Origin of the sequence: Haloactinospora alba, from assembly GCF_006717075.1 — a bacterium.
Taxonomy (GTDB): domain Bacteria; phylum Actinomycetota; class Actinomycetes; order Streptosporangiales; family Streptosporangiaceae; genus Haloactinospora; species Haloactinospora alba.
The window spans coordinates 342335-362559 of the sequence record NZ_VFQC01000001.1; the positions used below are offsets into that span (position 1 = coordinate 342335).

Genomic DNA, 20225 nt, shown 5'->3' on the forward strand with positions numbered 1-20225 from the left:
TGTTCCCGGTCACTGGCCGCCCCCGAAGGAATGCCCCGGCTGCGCCGGTTCGGGCAGGTAGATCTCCGGGCCGACGTGGTGACCCGACTGCGCGGCGGTCTGCAGCTTGAGGTCCAATCCCTCCCGGCGGATGCGCAGATCCACGTAGAGCAGCGCGGTAACGCCGATGGTGAACGGGACCACCAGGGTGCTGGCGAGGACCGTCCCCAGGAAGGTCAGGGCTCCGGTGGCGATGGACCGCAGGGTGGCGTCGGGGATGCCGAACTCCGCGACGGCGTTCCCGATGGAGAAGGGCACGGAGAGAACGGAGGAGGCCACCCCGGCGATCAGTGTCGCCAGCAGCAGGATGCCGAAGACCCGCCACCAGCTTCCCACGGTCAGGCGCCACGACCGGACCAGCGAACCAGCCGGCCCCAGGTTCTCCAGGACGGTGACCGGCATCGCCAGCGAGGTCCGCACGTAGATCCACACGTTGAGGGCGATCCAGGCGAGCATGCCGAAGCCCATCGCCGGTACGGCCACCCAGGGGCTCGCCGCATCCGTGATGATCAGCGCGGACGGAGCGGCGATCACCCCGACGAGCAGGAGCGCCGATGCCAGACCCAGCAGGGCGTACAACCCGGCGACACCCAGGACACCCCCCAGCCGGGGGCGCACCGTTTCCCAGGCCTGGCCCATGGTGAGTTTCCGGCCGATCACGGACAACCCCACGACCGCGGCCAGCAACCCGGTGAGGAGGGCCTGGCCGAGCCACTGCAGCACGGGGCCGGCGGCCACGGCGACGATGGTCAGGGCGGAGAACGGGAAGACCGGCAGGCTCTCGTCCCGCTGCTGCTCGAGCTGTTCGGTCCACGAGGAGAGGTCGTTCATCATGGAGCCGTTGGCGACCGCCGAGGGGACGCTGATGACGGCCATGATGATCGCGGTCAACCCCAGCGCGGTCTTCGGGTTGTGCCGGATGTAGCTGAACGCTCCGTTGAGGATGTCGCCGAGGTTGAGCCGGCGCAGTGCCACCACCCCGGGCCGTGGCGGCGGGGGAGAGCCGTGGGGTCCTCCGTACGGGGATGAGGGGCCGTAGGGCCCGGAGGGTGGTTGGGGGGGTGGTGCTCCCCCCGGGGCCGCCCACGGGGAGCCGCCGGATCCGTCAGCCGGCGGAACCGGGCCGCCTCCCGCTCCCTCACCGGGGGGATGCTCCCATCCCTGGCCGTTCTCGTGCGTCATGAGTCCTCCTGAGCGGGTTCCGGTTACCGGCCAGTGGGCACCACCCACGCTATGCCACACAGCCGTTGCCGTCGTCGCTCGGAGGCCGGGCCTGTGGTTCGCTGTTCGGCGGTACGCGCGCTACCCTCTACTCTTTTTGTATGCTTTTGATTGTCTAACGACGGGCTCGTGTGCGTTGAACTGTGTCTTCCGCTCTGGACGGGAAGATGAATAAGCGGCAGGGTTATGGGAACTCGGCCGGGACCGGCGAACGGGCGGGTTGTGGGGCGAGAGAACGCTGGTGTGGCCGCTGAACAGGAGTAACCACGTACTGAGCCCGGCCAGAAGATGGCAAGGTGAGGTGGGAGAGTGGCTCCCACCAGGGGACCCAGGCAGAAGAGACCGCAGTTTTGCCGCTTGAGTGTCCAGAAAGGAGAAGGCGCCGGACTCATTGTCCCGCAGGGTGCGGGGCCAGGCGCCGGAAGCATTGATGAAGGGACGCGTACTGGTCGTCGACGACGACCTCTCTCTCGCCGAGATGTTGGGCATTGTCCTCCGCGGCGAAGGCTTCGAACCCACGTTCGTGCACGACGGGGACAAGGCAATGGAAGCGTTCCGCGAGACCAAGCCTGACCTTGTGCTGCTGGACCTCATGCTGCCCGGGGCGGACGGAATCGACGTGTGCCGGCAGATCCGTGCCGAGTCCGGGGTTCCGGTCGTGATGCTCACGGCGAAGAGCGACACGGTGGACGTGGTGCTCGGGCTGGAGTCGGGAGCCGACGACTACATCGTCAAACCGTTCAAGCCCAAGGAGCTGGTGGCCCGGGTCCGGGTGCGGCTGCGCAGGACCGAGGAGCCGGCCCCCGAGGTGCTGCAGATCGGCGATGTCACCATCGACGTGGCCGGACACGCGGTCACCCGCGACGGTGAGCTGATCAGCCTCACCCCGCTGGAGTTCGACCTGCTGGTGGCGCTGGCACGCAAGCCACGGCAGGTGTTCACGCGGGAGGTGCTGCTGGAGCAGGTGTGGGGCTACCGGCACGCGGCCGACACCCGGCTGGTCAACGTGCACGTCCAGCGGCTGCGCGCGAAGATCGAGAAGGACCCCGAACATCCGGAGATCGTGGTCACCGTGCGCGGCGTCGGGTACAAGGCCGGCACCTCCTGATCGGTTCTGGGGACGTCTGTGGCCAATAGCGACGGCGACGCGCGCGCCGTGCCCCCGAACAGGGACGCGCCCTCCTACCAGGACGGTGATGTCGAACACCGTTCCCGGTGGCAGCGGTTCGGCGGGTTGCTGTTGCGTGGTTACACCACAGCGCAACGTGGTGCGCGGTCCGTGGTGCACAGGGTGCGCCGGCGGTGGCGGCGCTCGTTGCAGCTGCGGGTCGTCAGCAGTACGTTCGCCATATCGACGCTCGTCACCGCGGTACTGGGGTTCTTCCTCATCCAGCAGGTACTGACCGGACTGCTGGAGGCCAAGGAGGACGCCGCGCTCAACGACCACAAGGCGGGCCTCAACACGGCCCTCAGCCGGATGCAGGCCAGCGGCCAGTCGGCGGAGAACCAGCAGGAACTCAGCGGTATCGTCCAGAGCCTCGCGACGCGGCGCGGGGCGGAGGTGATGATCCTGCCGCGGTTCGGCGGCGCGAACGGGTTCATCAGCGGCGACGTCGAGCAGGAGAGCGTCCCGGCGCAGCTGCGCGAGAAGGTGCGCGAGAGCAACCGCACCGGGGACCAGTACTCCCGTTACACCGAGATCATCCGCGGCGAGGAGCGCGAACCGGCGCTCGCGGTCGGGGCGACGCTGTCGCACTCCTACGAGCTGTACTACCTCTTCCCCCTCGAGCACGAGCAACAGATGCTCGACCTCGTGCAGAACACCGTGGTCCTGGTGGGAACCCTGCTGACCCTGCTGCTGGCCGTCATCTCCTACCTGGTCACCCGGCAGGTGGTCAGCCCGGTGCGTTCGGCCGCGGGCTCCGCCGAGAAACTCGCCTCCGGTGAACTGTCCGAACGGATGACGGTCCAGGGGGAGGACGACCTGGCGCGATTAGCCATCTCGTTCAACGACATGGCGGGCAACCTGCAGGAGAAGATCCGCGAGCTGGAGGAGCTGTCCAACGTGCAGCGCCAGTTCGTCTCCGACGTTTCGCACGAGCTCCGCACGCCGCTGTCCACGATCCGGATGGCCGCCGACCTCCTGTACGAGGACCGGGAGGAGCTCGACCCGACGATGGGGCGTTCGGTGGAGCTGCTGCAGAGCCAACTGGAACGTTTCGACGAACTGCTGGGTGACCTGCTGGAGATCAGTCGCCACGACGCCGGGGCGGCCACCCTGTCCACCGAGCCGGTGGACATCCGGGACAGCGTGATGCGCGCCGTGGGCGACTCGGAGCAGATCGCGGAACGGCACGGCATCAAGGTGGTGCAGCGCCTGCCGGCCGAACCCTGCACCGCGGAGTTCGACTCCCGGCGCATCAACCGCATCCTGCGCAACCTGATCGTGAACGCCATCGAACACAGCGAGGGCAAGGACGTCATCGTCACGGCGGCGGGCGACCGGGACGCGGTGGCGGTAGCCGTGCGCGACTTCGGAGTGGGACTCAACGAGGGCGAGGAGCACCTGGTGTTCGACCGTTTCTGGCGCGCCGACCCGGCACGGGACCGCACCACGGGCGGAACCGGGCTGGGCCTGTCCATCGCCAAGGAGGACGCCCAGCTCCACGGTGGCTGGCTGCAGGCGTGGGGCATGCCGGGCAAGGGTTCGCAGTTCCGGTTGTCCCTGCCGCGCGCCTCGGGGGCGGAGCTCCGCGGCTCCCCGCTGCCGCTGGCGCCGCTGGACAGGGGGCTCGGCCGCGGCCGGACCGGGACGACCTCCACCGCCACGGACACGGATTCTTCCCGACCCGCCGGAACGGGGGACAACTCGTGAGTGACCGCCTGGCGGCCGCACCGCTGCGGGCGCTGCTCGCCGCCGTCGCCGTGCTGGGACTGGTATCGGCCTGTGCCAGTGTCCCCACGAACAGTCCGGTCGTGAGCGGCTCGGGCGGTGACGAGGGCGGCGACCCGTACCGGGACTACGTGCGGATGCTGCCCGCGGGGCCGCAGCCCGGCGCGGACACCGAGGGGCTGATCAAGGGCTTCCTCCGGGACATGGCCAGTTTCGAGGACGACCACGAGGCCGCCAAGGAGTACCTGACGCCCAAGACCCGCGCGGAGTGGTCGTCCGACGGCCCCGTCCTGGTCTACGAGGACATGGAGTCGACGTCGCTGGACGCGGAGACGGCGGACGACGGGAACTCCGCGACGGTGCGCCTGCAGGCCCCCCAGGTGGCGACGATCCACCGCAACGGGCAGTACGCGCCCGCGGGTGAGGAGAGCGCGATAGACGTCACCTTCGAGCTCGTCCAGAACGGCGACGGGGAGTGGCGCATCCGGAACCTGCCCGAGAAACTCTTCCTCGACCGTCAGGACGTCGGCCGCGCCTACCGCACCCTCAACCTCTACTACTTCAACCGCTCCCGGGAGAGGCTCGTCCCCGACCCCGTGCTGCTTCCCGCCAGCAGCAAGCGCCTCCCCACACGCCTGGTCGAGATGCTGGTCGCCGGGCCCACTGACTGGTTGGCGCCCGCCGTACGGTCCACGTTCCCCAACGACGCCGAGAGCGATGTGTCGTTCGACTCCGAGTCGGGCACGGTCACACTCGAGCTCGACGGCGGGGTGGACTCCCAGGACCACTTCGAGATGGGAGCGCAGCTCGAGCGGACACTGGGCCAGCTGTCCCAGGTCCAGAACTTCCAACTGCGGGTGGACGGCCAGGAGGTCGAGTACCCCGACGAGGCCAACAGGGACCTGCAGTCCGACGGGGCGTACTGGGAGTCGGTCAGACCGTCGGGGGGTCTCGACGACGCGAGTGCCTACTTCCTCCGGGACGGGCAGCTGTGGTCCCTGTCCGCGGAGGGACAGTACGGCTCCTTCGAGGAGACCCGGCTCCAGGGCGCCCCGGGCGCCGGTGAGGTCGGACTGGACCAGCACGCGGTGTCCCTCGACGAGGGGAGCGTGGCCGGTATCACCGAGGAGGGCGACGAGGTCGTCCTCAGCGGGACCTCGGAGAACAGCCACTACCGCACCGTGCTCTCCGGGGGAGAGTACGACGCTCTGTCGTGGGACGGTTACGGGAACCTGTGGGTCGCCGAACACGCCCCCGCCGACACCGGGGACGAGGACGGTGACGGCGGGGACGACGAGGAGGGCTCCGGCGGGAAGACCGGCACCCGGTTGTGGCTCCTGCGGGAGGGCACCGAGGCGACCGAGGTGGCGACCCCCGACCTGGGGGATAGGCGCATCACCCAGTTCCGCGTCTCCCGGGACGGTGTGCGACTCGCCGCCGTCACCCGGGAGAAGGACGGCCCGGGACGGCTGGAGGTCGCCCGCGTCGTCTACGGCGAGCAGGGGGTGTCCGTGGCGGCCCCCCTCCCCATGGCGCGGGAACTCTCGGAGGTCACCGACCTCGCCTGGCACGACGCGGACCGGATGGCCGTCCTGGGCAAGAAGGAGGACGGTGCGGTCCAGGGGCTGCTGGTGTCCCTGGACGGAAGCACGGGCGCCACGAGCGCGGGTGCGCCCTCCGGCACCAACATGACCAGCGTCGCCGCGGCTCCCAGCCGGCCCCTGCTGGCGGGAACCGAGGACAGCGAGATCCGGATGACGCATGACCGTGTCGGCTGGCAGCGCGTCACGGACGGGGACGACCCCGTCTACCCCGGCTGAGCCGGACCGCTTCGGTCCACAGGGTCCGGGAACGGGCTGGCGCCACCCCGGATGCGCGGGGAGACTGCCCGTGTGCGGTTCGGGGTGGTGGCGGCGCTGGCGGACCTGGTGCTGGGAGAACCCTGCGCCGGATGCGCCGGACCGGGCGGGCCGCTGTGCCCGGGGTGCGCGGAGGCGTTGGAACGCCGGCCGTGGCCGTGCCGCCCCCGCCCGGGGTGCCCACCCGCCTGGGCCGCCGGCCCGTACGCCGGTCGGGAGCGGTCCCTGCTGTTGGCGTTCAAGGAGCACCGTCGCCGCGGCCTGGCCGCACCACTGGGGCGCCGGCTCGCCGCTGCCGTTTCCGCGGGGGGTGGTGTCCGGGATGCCGTTGTGGTACCGGTACCCGCGCGTTCCGGTGCTGCCCGACGGCGGGGATACGACCCGGCCCTGCTCCTCGCCGAGGCGGCGTGTGCCGACCTGCGCTGCCGGACCGGAACCGTTCGGGTGGTGCGGGCGCTGCGCTACCGCCGCCGTCCCGTCGACCAGGCGGGACTGGGGCGCGAACGGCGCAGGGCCAACCTGGCCGGCGCGTTCACGCTGCGGCCGGAGGCTGTTCCGTCGCTGCGCCACCGCAGTGTGGTCGTCGTCGACGACGTGCTCACCACCGGTGCGACGCTGTCCGAGGCCACGCGTGTGTTGCGCCGGATCGAGGCGGCGGAGGTCCGCGCGGCGGTACTGACCGAACGCCGCTGAACCGCGCCGCACGGGCCCCGCCCCCGGCTGGCGAAGTTTTTACCCGCGGGCGGAACGCGCGCCATCCCCCCGCTGCCGGATGTCGGCGGCCTCTCCGGCAGCGGCGAACACGGAGAATATGCGGCCGGGGACCTGACATTCCGGCGCTGTGCGGTTAGCGTTAAGTGGTATGGCACCCGTCCGGGTCCGTGGTTGCGCTGGGTACGGCGCCTCATGGCAGGCTGCGCGTGCCCGGCAAGCCGAGGCCAGCCGCAGGCAAAACGGCCCACGTAAGGCGACTTTTCGTCGACCGATCACGGTGCGGCTTAGAGGTAAGTCCTGCCCCGTGGAGGGATCGGATATCCCTCCTCAGATCCGGGAGAAGGGCAGTAGTCGCGCTCAAGCGCGGCGGGACCCTCAGCAGGCGAATGTGGGGACGAAGACCAGGTCGGCCGGACGGGTGGCATTCCTCCCCACCCCGGCGCGGCGAACACCGCCGATCACTCTCCCCGTGGCCCACGGTCCGCTTTCGCGGTGCCTCATGGCACCCACTGCGGTCGTGCCGGGACGTTCCCTCCGTACGAGCAGGGTGAGTCCCGGCAGTCTCCTGGGTATACGCATCGTCAAACACGGTCACCCCGAGTGGTGACGGAGAGGGGGTATCGGGAAACGTTGCGCGTCCCGCACAGCGGGGGCTGTCAACCAGAGCCGGGCCGCCGTTCCGCGGCGGCTACGCGATAAAGGGGGTCTTGTGGACATCATCGTCAAGGGTCGACGCGCGAACGTCAGCAACAAGTTCCGGCAGCACGCCGAGACCAAGCTGAACAAGCTCTCCAAGTGGGAGAAGAAGGGCATGAGCGTCGATGTGGAGGTGTCCAAAGAACGCAACCCGAAACTCGCCGACCAGCGGGAACGGGTTGAGCTGACCATCCACACCACTGGTCCCGTCATCCGCAGCGAAGCATCCGCGACCGATCGCTACACCGCGCTCGACCTGGCAATGGGCCGTGTCGAATCCCGGCTACGCAAGGCGGTCGACCGGCGGAAAGTGCAGAAAGGCAACCGTGCCCCCGTTTCGGTTGCGACAGCCACGGCAGGCCTCACCAACGAGTCCGGTGGCGGACTCGGACCTGTCGCCGAACCGTCGCAGTCGCATGTTCCCTCACCCGCACCGGCGCACGACGAGTTCGACAGTGCGTCCGTGGACAGCCAGTTCTCCGACGAGTTCGTGGAGATCGAGACCCAGGGTGAAGCCCCGGTGATCGTCCGGGAGAAGTTCCACCACGCCAAACCGATGACCATCGACCAGGCGCTGACGGAGATGGAACTCGTCGGACACGACTTCTACCTGTTCCACGACGAGGACCGGGACGCTCCGAGTGTCGTCTACCGCCGGAAGGGGTTCAACTACGGCGTGATGCGCCTCATGGACTAGGCGCGCCGTACGGACCGCGCACGCCCTCTCGGGAGTGGTGACAGGCGACACGCCTGGGCGAGGCGCCGACAGAGGGGGTCTTCCGGCCCCGGTGCGGAGCGTCCGATCCGCACCGGCGCTCGGGGGACCCCCACGCGCCGCCGCGACGCGCCCGCTGCCCCCGGCCGGCCGCACGGTTCCGGGGCGCGGCCGCCCGTCGCCTCCTGAGGCCCCGCGACATTCGGACAGGAGAGGGAGGCCGCGGATGGCGACGTTCATAGCGATCGGATACGGCGATCGCGTCGGCTACGACAGCACGGACGGGGCGGTCCGGGACGCGGCCCACGCCCACGACGAGCGACTGCGGGAGGCAGGCGTCGTGATGGGCACCGCTGGTGAGCCGGTGCAGGTGCGCAACCACGACGCTGCGGGGGCGCGAACGGACCAGGGACCGTTCATGCGCTCCGATCTCCCGGTCGCGGGATTCGCGATGATCGAGGCAGCCGACATCGAGGAGGCCACGCGACTGGTCTCGGGGACACCGTGCGCGGTGGCGCAGGGTGTGGTTGAGGTCTGGCCGCTGGCCAGGCCCTGACCGGTCCCGGCTCCCGATCCCCTTCCGCACGGGGCTCGGCGGGAGCCGCTGGGGGCGTTGGGAACGCGCGGTGGGAAGAGCCCCGCTTGGGCCGTGGTAGCGCGGCGCGCCGAGAGCGGGGTCACCCGTGGTCGGAGGAGGAGACCTCCTGGTCGTACTGCTTGATGCGGTGCAACGGGGTGCTGTGCGGTTCCTCCGACTCGTGGCGCGGATCGTCCAGGACGACGTCGGTGAAGATGTCGGTGATCACACACAGTACGGCGCCGACGAGCATGAGCCCTCCGCCGACGGCCAGCAGCCACCAGGCGGGTCCCGTCGCCAGCGACACACCCCCTACGGTGAACCCCACGAACAGGAACGCGACCGCCACCCACGAACCGAAGCGGCCACGGTGGCTGTTGGTGGGCGCCCACGCTCCGCCCTCGGCCTGGTACCCCCGGATGAAATAACGGGCTCGAGTTCTGTCGTTCATTGCGGTGTCCCCGTATCCTTCGTTCCCCAGCACGCCTCACCTCGGAGATAACCGCGGGGTGACCTGGTTAAACCGGACAATACGCCCGGGCGCGTGCCAGCGGAGAACGCGTACCGGAGCGCCACGATGACAGGCTCACTTACGATGGAAGGCTGGGGGGCGGAAACGTCCGGCTCTACGGACGCGGGCCACGATCTGCGAGGAGCGCATAGGAAGTGCCAGCCATACTCGACAAGGTCCTCCGCGCAGGCGAAGGCAAGATCCTGCGTACACTGAAGAAATACAAGGACCAAATCAACTCGATCGAGGACGACTTCGTCGAACTCAGTGACTCCGAACTGCGCGAGCTCACCGACGAGTACCGGGAGCGTCACCAGGACGGGGAGTCCCTCGACGACCTGCTGCCCGAAGCATTCGCGACGGTGCGTGAGGCGGCCAAACGAACCCTGGGGCAACGGCATTTCGACGTTCAGCTCATGGGCGGTGCCGCGCTCCACCTCGGAAACATCGCCGAGATGAAGACCGGTGAGGGGAAGACACTCACCTCCGCGCTGGCGGTCTACCTCAACGCGCTCGCCGGCAAGGGCGTGCACGTCGTGACCGTCAACGACTACCTGGCTCGGCGCGACGCGGAGAACATGGGCCGCATCTACCAGTTCCTCGGGCTCGAGGTCGGTGTCATCAGCCCGGAGACGAAGACGGCGGACCGGCGCGCCGCCTACGCGGCCGACGTCATCTACGGGACGAACAACGAGTTCGGCTTCGACTACCTGCGCGACAACATGGCGCTGTCGCTCCAGGACCGGGTCCAGCGCGGCCACGCCTTCGCGATCATCGACGAGGTCGACTCCATCCTCATCGACGAGGCGCGGACCCCCCTCATCATCAGCGGTCCGGCCGAACAGAACTCCCGCTGGTACACGGAGTTCGCGAAGATCGCCCCGCGGCTGCGGCGCGACACGGACTACGAGGTCGACGAGAAGAAGCGCACCGTCGGTATCACCGAGGAGGGCGTCGCCAAGGTCGAGGACTGGCTCGGTATCGAGAACCTGTACGAGTCGGTCAACACCCCGCTGATCAGCTTCCTCAACAACTCCCTCAAGGCGAAGGAACTGTACAGGCGGGACAAGGAGTACATCGTCAACGACGGTGAGGTGCTCATCGTCGACGAGTTCACCGGGCGTGTGCTGCGCGGCCGCCGGTACAACGAGGGGATGCACCAGGCCATCGAGGCCAAGGAGAAGGTGCGGATCAAGGACGAGAACCAGACACTCGCCAAGGTCACCCTGCAGAACTACTTCCGGCTGTACGACAAGCTCTCCGGTATGACCGGTACCGCCGTGACCGAGGCGGCGGAGTTCAACCAGACGTACAGCATCGGCACGGTCGCCATCCCCACCAACGAGCCGATGATCCGCGACGACCAGAAGGACGTCGTCTACAAGAACGAGGACGTCAAGTTCGAGGCGGTCGTGGAGGACATCGCCGAGTGCCACGAGCGGGGGCAGCCCGTACTGGTCGGGACGACCAGCGTCGAGAAGTCCGAGCTGCTGTCCAAGATGCTCAAGCGCCAGGGTGTTCCGCACGAGGTGCTGAACGCGAAGAACCACGCGCGGGAGGCGTCGATCATCGCCAGGGCCGGCCGGCTCGGTTCGGTCACGGTCGCCACCAACATGGCCGGTCGCGGTACCGACATCATGCTCGGCGGCAGCCCCGAGTTCATGGCCGACGAGGAGCTGCACGAGCGCGGGCTGCAGCCGCTGGAGTCCCCCGAGGAGTACGAGGCCGCGTGGCCGGAGGCGCTGGAGCGGGCGAAGAAGGAGGTGGAGAACGAACACGAGCAGGTTGTCGAGGCCGGCGGTCTCTACGTGCTCGGAACCGAACGCCACGAGTCCCGCCGCATCGACAATCAGCTCCGTGGGCGTTCCGGCCGCCAGGGCGACCCGGGGCAGTCGCGGTTCTACCTCTCGCTGCAGGACGACCTGATGCGGTTGTTCAACAGCTCCAAGGTGGAGCTCATCATGGAGCGGCTGAACATCCCCGACGAGCAGCCGATCGAGTCCAAGGTCGTCACCAAGGCGATCCAGTCGGCGCAGAACCAGGTCGAGCAGCAGAACTTCGAGATCCGCAAGAACGTTCTGAAGTACGACGAGGTCCTGAACCGCCAGCGCGAGGTGATCTACGACGAGCGCCGCAAGGTGCTGGAGGGCGACGACCTGCGTGAACAGGTCCAGGGGATGATGGACGACGTCCTGGACGGTTACGTGCGCGCCGCGACGGCCGAGGGCGACGCGGGCGACTGGGACCTGGACCGGCTCTGGAAGGCGTTCGGCCAGGTCTACCCGATCAGTTTCACCGTCGACGAGCTCATCGACGAGAACGGCGGCGAGCTGAGCACGCTGACTCCCGACATCATCTCGCAACGGGTCGTGGAGGACGCCCGGGAGGCCTACGAGCGCCGGGAGGAGGAACTCGGCTCCGAGGCGATGCGGGAGGTGGAGCGCCGCGTCGTCCTGCAGGTCATGGACCGCAAGTGGCGCGAGCACCTCTACGAGATGGACTACCTCCAGGAGGGCATCGGCCTGCGCGCCATGGCGCAGCGCAACCCGCTGATCGAGTACCAGCGGGAGGGCTTCGACATGTTCCAGGAGATGCTGGCGGCCATCAAGGAGGAGTCGGTCGGCTACGTCTTCAACGTCGAGGTGCAGGTCAAGGGGGAGAAGCAGGAGAGTTCGGCGCAGTCGGTCACCCCGGCCAAGGCGGCGGCCGCCGCCGCGGCCAACGGCGGCGCCGTGGCCACCGCCCCCGACCAGGAGGAGGACAGCTCCGCGGAGGAGGGAACCCCCTCCGCGGAGACCGGGGAGGAGGGATCGGAGCCCTCCGCCGAGGGGCAGGACGTCGTCGTCTCCGGCTTCGGCGAGGGCCGACCGGACCGGCTGCAGTACTCCGCCCCGGGTGAGGACGGTACGGTGCAGCAGCGCACCGAGGACGCCGAGGACCCCTACGCCAACGCCTCCCGCAACGAGCCGTGCCCGTGCGGCTCCGGCAAGAAGTTCAAGAAGTGCCACGGCGACCCGAAGGTCCGCGCCTGAGACCCGCCAGCGGCCGGCCCCGCCCGCGGGGCCGGCCGCGCTCGGTGCGGGAAGGGCGACGGCGCGGTTCCGCGGACCGGAACCCGCCGTGTTACCGCTGGTGTCCGCTCACCGGCCGGTGGGCGTCCCACCGTGCTCCGTTCCGCCGACCGTCGCGAGCACACGGTCCGCGAGTTCCGTGACGGGCCTGGCATGGCCCGTGTCGATACGGTCCAGCCCCAGCCGGTCCAGACTGTCGACCACGTGCCGCTGGTACCGCGCCGCGCGTGCCAGGAAGGCGTCGACCAGACGCTGTCGTTCGCTGGTGGCGTCCTCGTAGCGGCTCTCCGCGTGGATACGGGAACGCAGCACGGTGTCGTCGGCGGTGAGCCACACGGCGGCCGTGCGCGGTACCGCGAGTTCGGCGACGCGGGCGGGCAGGACCGCCGAGCCCTCCAGGACCAGGCCGGTGCCAGTGCCGTTCCCGCGGGCGCGGGCGGCGACCAGCTCCGCGACCGTGGGCCACAGGCGTTCGTAGTGGTCGAGTACGGAGGCGACCAGTTCGTCGACCGAGAGCCTTGCGTAGTGGTCGGCGACGTGGGCCGGGACCTCCCGCCCCGGCGTGCTCCAGGGCCGCCCCGGGTGCCGCGCCAGCCCGTCCGTCGACCGGTGGGTGAAACCGAGCCTGTCCGCCATGGTCCGGGCGAGGGTCGACTTCCCGGTGTGTGACGTCCCTCCGAGCAGTATCACCCGTGTCTCCCGCATCCCGGTGAGCCTAACCGCCGCGCGGCCTTCCCGGGAGGGAGCACCCGCGCGGGAAAGCCCGGCTCTGCGGTGGTCACGGGCACGTGCCGGCCACCGGGCCGGGGAACTTCTGTTGCCCGCCGATCCCGTGGCCACCAGGAATTCACAACCGGGCCGCTGTGGTCACCCTGCGGTCACCACAGCGGCCCGTTCATCCCGGGGCGGCGCTACCGCGCTCAGCCGGAGGAGCCCGAGGACGGCGGCTCTGAGGAGTCACCGTCCGAGGGTCGCTCCCCCGAGGAGCCGGAGCCCGTCGAACCGGAGGAGCTCTCCGTGCTGGAGGAGCTCCCGCTCGCGTTGTTCTGGTCCGGGTTGGTCGCCACCGAGGGTTTCTCCTCGACCGGCTCCCGTCCCGGCGTGGGCAGGTTCAGCGCCTTGATCAGGAAGTAGAACACCACGAAGTAGAGCGCGAAGTACACCACTCCCATCAGCAGTACCCAGCCCAGTCCGGTGGTGTTGGACTTGGTCGCGTTCAGCAGCATGTCGATGCCGCCGGCGGAGAACCCGAAGCCCAGGTGGGCGTCCAACGCGTTCAGCACGGCCATCGAGATCCCGGTCAGGATCACGTGCACCACGAACAGCACGGGGGCGATGAAGATGAACGAGTACTCGATGGGCTCGGTGATGCCGGTGACGACGGCGGTGAGGGCGGCGGAGATCATGATGCCGCCGGTGGCCGCGCGCTGGCTGGGGTGGGCCACCCGCCACATCGCCAGCGCCGCCGCGGGCAGGCCGAACATCAGCACCGGGAAGTAACCGGAGAGGAAGCCGCCCGCCGTCGGGTCGCCGGCCAGGTAACGGTTGATCTCGCCGTGGACGACGTTGCCGGTCTCCGGGTCGGAGTAGCTGCCGAACACGAACCACACCACCGAGTTGACGATGTGGTGCAGCCCGAACGGCAGTAGCAGGCGGTTGACCACGCCGTAGACGCCGGCGCCGACCGCGCCGGAGCCCACGATCCACTCACCGAGGTCGGTGATCCAGCCGCCGACGGTGGGCCAGATCAGACCGAAGGCCACCGCGACGAGGATCGAGGCCACGGCCGTGACGATGGGGACGAACCGGCGGCCGCCGAAGAAGCCCAGCCATGTGGGGAGTTTGATCTTGTGGTACCGCTGCCACAGCAGCGCGGCGACGATACCGATGACGATACCGCCGATGACGTCCGTGGGGTTCTTGGCGCCGAGGCTTAACCCTCCCACGTCCTCGTCGGCTATGGTGACGGAGGCACCGACCTCGCCCCCGCGTTCGCTGAACAGGAGCTTGGTTACCTGGTCGAAGATCAGGTAACCCACGACGGCGGCGAGCGCGGTCGACCCGTCGGCGCGTTTGGCGAAGCCGATGGCGACCCCCACCGCGAACAGCAGGGGAAGGTTGTCCAGGATCGCCGTGCCCGCGCCGCCGATCACGTCGGCGACGGGTTGCATCCAGCCCATGCCGGCCCAGGAGGCCATCCCCTCCCCGCCGAGGAGGTCGGGCTGGCCCAGGCGCATGAGCAGGGCGGCTGCTGGCAGGACGGCGATGGGCATCATCAGGCTGCGCCCGATGCGCTGTAGTACCCCGAGGATCGCCGATGACTTTTTCGGTGCGGCGGGGAGGCCGCCGTCTGCGGTTGATGCGGAACTCACCGCTGGTCCTCCCGTGTGTCGTAGACGGATGCGGATGCTGCACGGTTGTGCCGACGACGGGCTATACCTGGCCGGCCCGCCGGGGATCGAGCTGGGAGTGGAGCTGGTAGCGGTCCGCCCGGTAGGTGGACAGTGCCAGTTCGACGCACTTCCCGTTGCTGAAACTGAGTCGCTGCATGGACAGCACCGGGCTGCCGTGGGACAGCCCGAGTAGCTTGGCGTCCGTGGGGTCGCAGATTCCGGCCTCGATGGTCTGCTCGCCGGCGTCCAGCAGCAGGCCGAACTCCTCTTCCAGGATCTGGTAGAGGGAACGGCGGGACAGGGAGTACTGGTCGAGGTCGGGGACGACGGAGACCGGAATGTTCGACCGTTCGATGGCCATGGGCTCGTTGTCCGCGGTGCGGAGCCGCTCGATGTGGTGCACCAGGGACCCTGGTTCGATGCCCATCACCTGGGCGGTGTGGCTGCTGACCGGACCCACCCGGCGGGACAGGTCGCGCGCCCCGGGTTCGTAGCCCCGGGCGCGCATGTCCTCGGTGAAGGACGCCAGGGCCAGGGACATCTCGATCTTCGGCCGGGCGACGAAGGTGCCCTTGCCGGGTACGCGGTACAGCTTTCCCTCGGACACCAGCAGATCGAGAGTCTGCCGCACGGTCATGCGGGACAGCCCGTACCGATCACCGAGCTCCCGTTCGGACGGTATGGGTTCGTCGACGGGAAGCCGTGCTTCGGTGATCCAGTCGAGCAGGAGTTCCCGAAGCTGGGAGTACTTCGGTACGGGGCTTGCCGAGTCTATCGCCATGTGGTGGTGCCTGTTCGTCCATGCGACATTCTGATATGACTGGTATAGGCCGGACTAGACCACAATAGGCTAAAGTGTGTCAATATTTGCACCGGGCACACGGATTAACACGCCGGTATCTCGGCGCTTGCGCTGCTCAGGTCGAACTCTGGGTGGTACCGGGACCGATGGGAAGAAGTTCTGATGGCAACCACAACGAGCGTCATGCGTTCGGAAATCGCGGACCAGTCGGAAGCGCTGCGCGCCACCGTGGACGCGCTGCTCCCGCTGACTCCGGAAATCGCGCGCCTGGCACGAGAGACCCGACAGGTCCTCTTCATCGCCCGCGGCTCCTCCGACAACGCCGCCGTGTACGGGAGCTACCTGCTGCAGGCCCACGCCGGGAGGCTGGCGACACTGGCGTCGCCCTCCATAGCGACCACCTACGGGGCCAAGGTCGACCTTTCCGGTGTACTCGCGGTCGCCATATCCCAGTCCGGCCGCACCGAGGAGATCGTCGACACCATGCGCTGGGCGGCCGACTGCGGCGCGCGTACCGTCGGCGTCACCAACAAGGCCGGATCCCCCCTGACAGAGGCCGCTGACGTGGCGCTGGTCACACAGGCCGGAACCGAGGTGGCGGTACCCGCCACCAAGACCTACACCACCCAGCTGGCCGCGCTGGCCGTGCTCGCCCTCGGGCTGGGGGCGGAACTGGAGCCGGACGAGCTGCGCAGGGTCCCCGAGGCCATCGACGGGGTACTGGCCCAGCCCACCGACCAGCTCGACACGATCGTGGAACGCCTCGTCGGAGTGCACGGCGCGGTGGTATCGGGCCGGGGGATGGCCTTCTCCACCGCCCTGGAGGGGGCGCTGAAGCTCAAGGAGGCCTGCTACCTGCACGCGATGGGCCTGTCCTACGCTGACCTGCTGCACGGTCCGATAGCGGTGGTGGACCGGGATACGCCGGCGCTGATCGTGGCCGCCGAGTCCAGCCCGACCCTGTCCGGAACCGTGGAGCTGGCCCGGCGCGTTACCTCCGCGGGGGCGCCGGCCTACGGGATCGGGGGCGGCGACGCCCTGGCGCAGGCGTGCGACGTGTCCGTGCCCGGACCCGACCTGCCGGAGTGGCTGGCACCGATCGGTCTGATCCTGCCGGCGCAACTCATCACCGAACAGCTCGCGCGGCGGCTCGGCTACAACCCGGACACCCCCCGTGGCCTGGGCAAGGTAACCCAGACATCCTAGGCGTCCCGCGCGCGGGCGCTTAGGCTCTGCTGTGATCCCGAAGGTTTCCACCCGCGGGCGGAAGCGCCCCGTTCGACTCTGGAGGTAGTAATGGCCGACAAAGCCGCCGCCATCGTGTCCGGTCTGGGAGGCGCGGACAACATCGAGGACATCGAGGCCTGCATCACCCGGCTGCGCACCGAGGTCAGCGACGCCGGCAAGGTCGACGAGCCCGCGCTGAAAGCCGCCGGCGCCCACGGGGTGCTCGTCTCCGGCAACGTCGTCCAGGTCGTGGTGGGCCCGGAGGCCGACCAGCTGACCGACGACATCAACGACCTGATCGACTGACACACGTCACCGGGCGCGGGCCGGAGGCGGCCCGCGCCCCCTGCCCGAGGAGGTTTACCCGTGCTGAAAGTGCTCTCGCCCGTCCCGGGCAGGGCCGTAGGACTGTCCGAGGTCCCCGACCCCGTCTTCGCGCAGGGCATGGTGGGGCCGGGGACAGCGGTCCAACCGACGAACGAGCCCCACGAGGCACTCGCGCCCATCACCGGAACGATCGTCAAGCTGCACCCGCACGCCTTCGCCGTGGCCGACGACGAGGGGCGGGGAGTGCTCGCGCACCTCGGCATCGACACGGTCAAGCTGGAGGGCCAGGGGTTCGAGAAACTCGCCACCGAAGGGGAGCGGATCGAGGCGGGGACGCCGCTGGTGCGCTGGAACCCCGCCGACGTGGCGGCGCGCGAACTGTCCCCCATCGTTCCCGTCGTGGCGCTCGACGTGGCCAGCGACGTCATCTCCCGGGCCGTGACCGGGGAAGTAGCGGCCGGCGACGTACTGTTCCAGTGGGCGTGAGATTGCTCGACGACAACCGCCCACGCGCCGCACTGTTCGACCTGGACGGCACCCTGATCAACAGCGAGCCCCGCTCGCTGGCGGTATGGTCCCGACTGCTGGGAAGCTACGGCGTCGACTGTGACGAGACACGACTGCGCCGCCTCATCGGGCGCCGGGGCGCGGACGTGTTCCGCGACGACCCCGACGTCTTCCCTTCGGGGGTTCCCTGGGAAACGCTGGTGGCCGACCTGGAGCGGATACACCGCCAACCGGACCTGCCGCCGGTGCTGCACCTGCCGGAGTCGGTGGACTTCGTCCGGAAGCTGCACGCCGAAGGCGTCCCGCTCGGCCTGGTCACCTCGGCCGGCCGGGACTGGGCACGACTGGCCCTGACCGAGCTGGGAATCGACGAGCTGTTCGCGACGCTGGTCACGGCGGCCGACGTCACGACCGGCAAACCCGACCCGCAGGGCTATGAGGCCGGGGCGCGCGCCCTAGGGTACGCGCCGGAACACGTCGTGGTGTTCGAGGACGCCCCCGCCGGAGTGGCCGCCGGCAAACGCGCCGGCATGCGCGTCGTGGGGATCACGACGACACACGAGCCCGAGACGTTGAGCAGCGCGGACCTCATCGTCGACCAACTGACCGAGGTGGACTGGCCTCGGATCGCTCCGCGAAGCCGACAGACGTAAGGAAGAGGTGGACCAGTGGCGGAACGCTGGGTCAAAGTCGCGTCCGAGGTCGGGCTGCACGCCCGTCCCGCCGCCCAGTTCGTTGAGGCGGCGTCCACGGCCGCGGGCGACGTCACCCTGGCCAAGGGTGACTCCTCGCCCGTATCGGCCAAGAGCATCCTGGCCGTTATGGGGTTGGACGTGCGCAACGGGGACGAGATCGTGATCAGCTCCGACGGCGAGGACGCCGAGACGGTGCTGGACAGGCTGGTCGAGATCGCCAGCACGGCCTGATGGGGGAGACTATGGCTGATGTACTCACCGGGGTAGGGGTCAGCCCCGGAGTCGGCTACGGGCCGGTGCTGCGGTTGGCTCGGTCGGTTCCCCAACCGGACGCCGACGCGCGGCACTCCGGCGACGACACGGCGGAGATCCAACGCGCGGTCCAGGCCATGCAGGACACGGCCGACGACCTCTCCGCGCGCGGGGAGCGCGCCGGCGGTGAGGCGCGGCAGGTGCTGGACGCCCAGGCCCTGATGGCACGCGACCCGGCCCTCTCCGACGACGTGCGGCGGCGCGTCGGCGAGGGCGCAGCCGCGGAACGCGCCGTGTCCGAGGCGATGGCGGTGTACCGGGAGATGCTGGCGGGAGCCGGGGAGTACATGGCTGCCCGGGTCGCCGACCTCGACGACGTGCGCGACCGGGTCCTCGCCCGCCTCATGGGGGTGCCCGTGCCCGGCATCCCCGAGTCGGACACCCCCTTCGTCCTCGTCGCGAACGACCTCGCGCCGGCCGACACCGCGACCCTCGACCCCGAACTGGTCACGGGAATCGTGACCCGGGAGGGTGGCCCCACCAGCCACACCGCGATCCTCGCCCGGTCGCTGGGGCTGCCGGCCGTCGTGGCATGCCCCGGGGTAGAGAGCATCCCCGAGGGCACGCAGCTCCTGGTCGACGGCGCGAACGGTGAGGTCACGAGCGACCCGACCGCTTCCGACGTCGAGACGCTCCGGGCGGCGGCGTCGGCCCGCGCCGCCGCGGTCGCGGAGAGCTCCGGCCCCGGCCGTACCAGGGACGGCCATCCCGTCCCGCTGCTCGCCAACATCGGTGGACCGGCTGACCTCGGCGCCGCCGTGGCCAACGGGGCGGAGGGCGTAGGCCTGTACCGCACGGAGTTCCTGTTCCTGGACCGGGAGCACGCACCGGGCCACCAGGAGCAGGTGGACGCCTACCGGGAGGTGCTGGAGGCGTTCCCCGGCGGCAAGGTCGTCGTGCGCACCCTGGACGCCGGCTCGGACAAGCCGCTGGCGTTCCTGCCCCCGATGGGGGAGGAACCCAACCCGGCCCTGGGGGAACGGGGCATGCGCATGGGGCGCCGTGTCCCGGAGGTCACCGACGCCCAGCTGCGGGCGCTCGCCGAGGCGCAGCAGGGAACGCAGGCGCGGTTGCAGGTCATGGCGCCGATGGTGACCGACGCCGCCGACGCGGAGTGGTTCGCCGACACGGCTGGCCGGGCCGGCATCCACGACGCGGGCGTCATGGTGGAGGTTCCCGCGGCGGCACTGCGCGCCCACCACCTCGCCGAGACCGCCGCGTTCTTCAGCATCGGCACCAACGACCTCACCCAGTACACCTGCGCCGCCGACCGCGAGATCGGTGCGCTCGGCCGGTTCCAGGACCCCTGGCAGACCGCGGTGCTGGACCTGATCGCGGCGACCGCGACGGCGGCGGGGAAAGCCGACCGGTCGTGCGGCGTGTGCGGTGAGGCCGCCGCGGACCCGGTGCTGTCCTGCGTCCTGGTCGGACTGGGAGTGACGAGCCTGTCCATGGGAGCGACAGCGTTGCCGCTGGTACGCGCCGCGCTGGCTCAGGCTACCCTGGAGCAGTGCCGCCGGGCGGGAGCCGCAGCGCTGGCGGAACGCGGTCCGGGGGAGGCCAAACGGGCGGCACGGGAACACCTTCCCGGCCTGGCGGACCTCGGGTTCTGACGGGGTGGCCGCCGGACGAGGGCGGCCATTCCCACCCGCCGGTTCCCGGTCCA

General features: G+C 69.6%; 17 protein-coding genes and 1 pseudogene. 13 read left to right on the forward strand and 5 right to left on the reverse strand.

What is annotated here, in order from left to right:
• Positions 1-9: 9 nt before the first annotated feature.
• The gene (locus tag FHX37_RS01600; RefSeq protein WP_170181476.1) at positions 10-1221 is read right to left on the reverse strand and encodes a glycerophosphoryl diester phosphodiesterase membrane domain-containing protein; all 1212 of its coding nucleotides are present in this window, start codon (positions 1219-1221) and stop codon (positions 10-12) included.
• 469 nt (positions 1222-1690) lie between these two features.
• Here FHX37_RS01600 and mtrA point away from each other — a divergent pair, with 469 nt between their 5' ends.
• From mtrA to FHX37_RS01630, 6 genes are all read left to right on the forward strand, one after another.
• Positions 1691-2368: an MtrAB system response regulator MtrA gene (mtrA, locus tag FHX37_RS01605; RefSeq protein ID WP_141921698.1), complete on the forward strand. Its 678-nt coding sequence runs from the start codon at positions 1691-1693 to the stop codon at positions 2366-2368.
• Between the two features lie 18 nt (positions 2369-2386).
• A complete protein-coding gene (gene mtrB / locus FHX37_RS01610; RefSeq protein ID WP_246062011.1) occupies positions 2387-4135 on the forward strand; it encodes an MtrAB system histidine kinase MtrB in 1749 nt (582 codons plus the stop codon).
• Positions 4132-5973 carry an LpqB family beta-propeller domain-containing protein gene (locus tag FHX37_RS01615; protein ID WP_141921699.1) on the forward strand — a complete coding sequence of 614 codons (1842 nt, stop codon included), beginning with the start codon at positions 4132-4134 and terminating at the stop codon, positions 5971-5973. Before mtrB ends, FHX37_RS01615 begins: the two co-directional genes overlap by 4 nt.
• A 72-nt stretch (positions 5974-6045) precedes the next feature.
• Positions 6046-6705, forward strand: a complete 660-nt coding sequence (locus tag FHX37_RS01620; protein WP_246062013.1) for a ComF family protein — start codon at positions 6046-6048, stop codon at positions 6703-6705.
• Between the two features lie 730 nt (positions 6706-7435).
• Positions 7436-8119, forward strand: coding sequence for a ribosome hibernation-promoting factor, HPF/YfiA family (gene hpf, locus FHX37_RS01625; protein ID WP_141921701.1), 684 nt, complete (start codon positions 7436-7438; stop codon positions 8117-8119).
• A gap of 244 nt (positions 8120-8363) precedes the next feature.
• Entirely contained in the window at positions 8364-8693 is a 330-nt protein-coding gene (locus tag FHX37_RS01630; protein WP_141921702.1) for a YciI family protein, read from the forward strand.
• 121 nt (positions 8694-8814) lie between these two features.
• Here the strand turns inward: FHX37_RS01630 and FHX37_RS01635 are convergent, their stop codons facing one another.
• Positions 8815-9165, reverse strand: a complete 351-nt coding sequence (locus tag FHX37_RS01635) for a hypothetical protein (protein ID WP_141921703.1) — start codon at positions 9163-9165, stop codon at positions 8815-8817.
• A gap of 215 nt (positions 9166-9380) precedes the next feature.
• On the opposite strand from FHX37_RS01635, the gene secA reads away from it, so the two are divergent.
• A complete protein-coding gene (gene secA / locus FHX37_RS01640) occupies positions 9381-12257 on the forward strand; it encodes a preprotein translocase subunit SecA (protein ID WP_141921704.1) in 2877 nt (958 codons plus the stop codon).
• 108 nt (positions 12258-12365) lie between these two features.
• On the opposite strand, the gene FHX37_RS01645 is transcribed toward secA, so the two are convergent.
• The 3 genes from FHX37_RS01645 to FHX37_RS01655 all read right to left on the reverse strand — a co-directional run bounded on the left by FHX37_RS01645 (position 12366) and on the right by FHX37_RS01655 (position 15470).
• Positions 12366-13001: a hypothetical protein gene (locus tag FHX37_RS01645; RefSeq protein ID WP_141921705.1), complete on the reverse strand. Its 636-nt coding sequence runs from the start codon at positions 12999-13001 to the stop codon at positions 12366-12368.
• A 215-nt stretch (positions 13002-13216) separates the two neighbouring features.
• On the reverse strand, positions 13217-14668 hold the full coding sequence (locus FHX37_RS01650; protein WP_246062015.1) for a PTS transporter subunit EIIC: 1452 nt from the start codon (positions 14666-14668) through the stop codon (positions 13217-13219).
• A gap of 61 nt (positions 14669-14729) precedes the next feature.
• Positions 14730-15470: a GntR family transcriptional regulator gene (locus FHX37_RS01655; protein ID WP_141921706.1), complete on the reverse strand. Its 741-nt coding sequence runs from the start codon at positions 15468-15470 to the stop codon at positions 14730-14732.
• A 183-nt stretch (positions 15471-15653) separates the two neighbouring features.
• Between FHX37_RS01655 and FHX37_RS01660 the strand changes: the two genes are divergently transcribed.
• The 6 genes and pseudogenes from FHX37_RS01660 to ptsP all read left to right on the forward strand — a co-directional run bounded on the left by FHX37_RS01660 (position 15654) and on the right by ptsP (position 20172).
• On the forward strand, positions 15654-16697 hold the full coding sequence (locus FHX37_RS01660) for an SIS domain-containing protein (RefSeq protein ID WP_141921707.1): 1044 nt from the start codon (positions 15654-15656) through the stop codon (positions 16695-16697).
• 72 nt (positions 16698-16769) lie between these two features.
• Positions 16770-17024 (forward strand): annotated as a pseudogene (locus tag FHX37_RS01665) (glucose PTS transporter subunit EIIB); the annotation flags it as partial.
• A gap of 60 nt (positions 17025-17084) precedes the next feature.
• Positions 17085-17531 (forward strand): PTS sugar transporter subunit IIA, encoded by a 447-nt coding sequence (locus FHX37_RS01670; RefSeq protein WP_141921709.1) that lies wholly within the window; start codon positions 17085-17087, stop codon positions 17529-17531.
• Positions 17528-18205 carry an HAD family hydrolase gene (locus FHX37_RS01675; protein WP_141921710.1) on the forward strand — a complete coding sequence of 226 codons (678 nt, stop codon included), beginning with the start codon at positions 17528-17530 and terminating at the stop codon, positions 18203-18205. Before FHX37_RS01670 ends, FHX37_RS01675 begins: the two co-directional genes overlap by 4 nt.
• 15 nt (positions 18206-18220) lie before the next feature.
• Complete coding sequence (locus FHX37_RS01680; protein ID WP_141921711.1) at positions 18221-18478, forward strand: HPr family phosphocarrier protein; 258 nt, start codon at positions 18221-18223, stop codon at positions 18476-18478.
• 11 nt (positions 18479-18489) lie between these two features.
• Positions 18490-20172, forward strand: a complete 1683-nt coding sequence (ptsP, locus tag FHX37_RS01685; RefSeq protein ID WP_170181477.1) for a phosphoenolpyruvate--protein phosphotransferase — start codon at positions 18490-18492, stop codon at positions 20170-20172.
• Positions 20173-20225 lie beyond the last annotated feature (53 nt).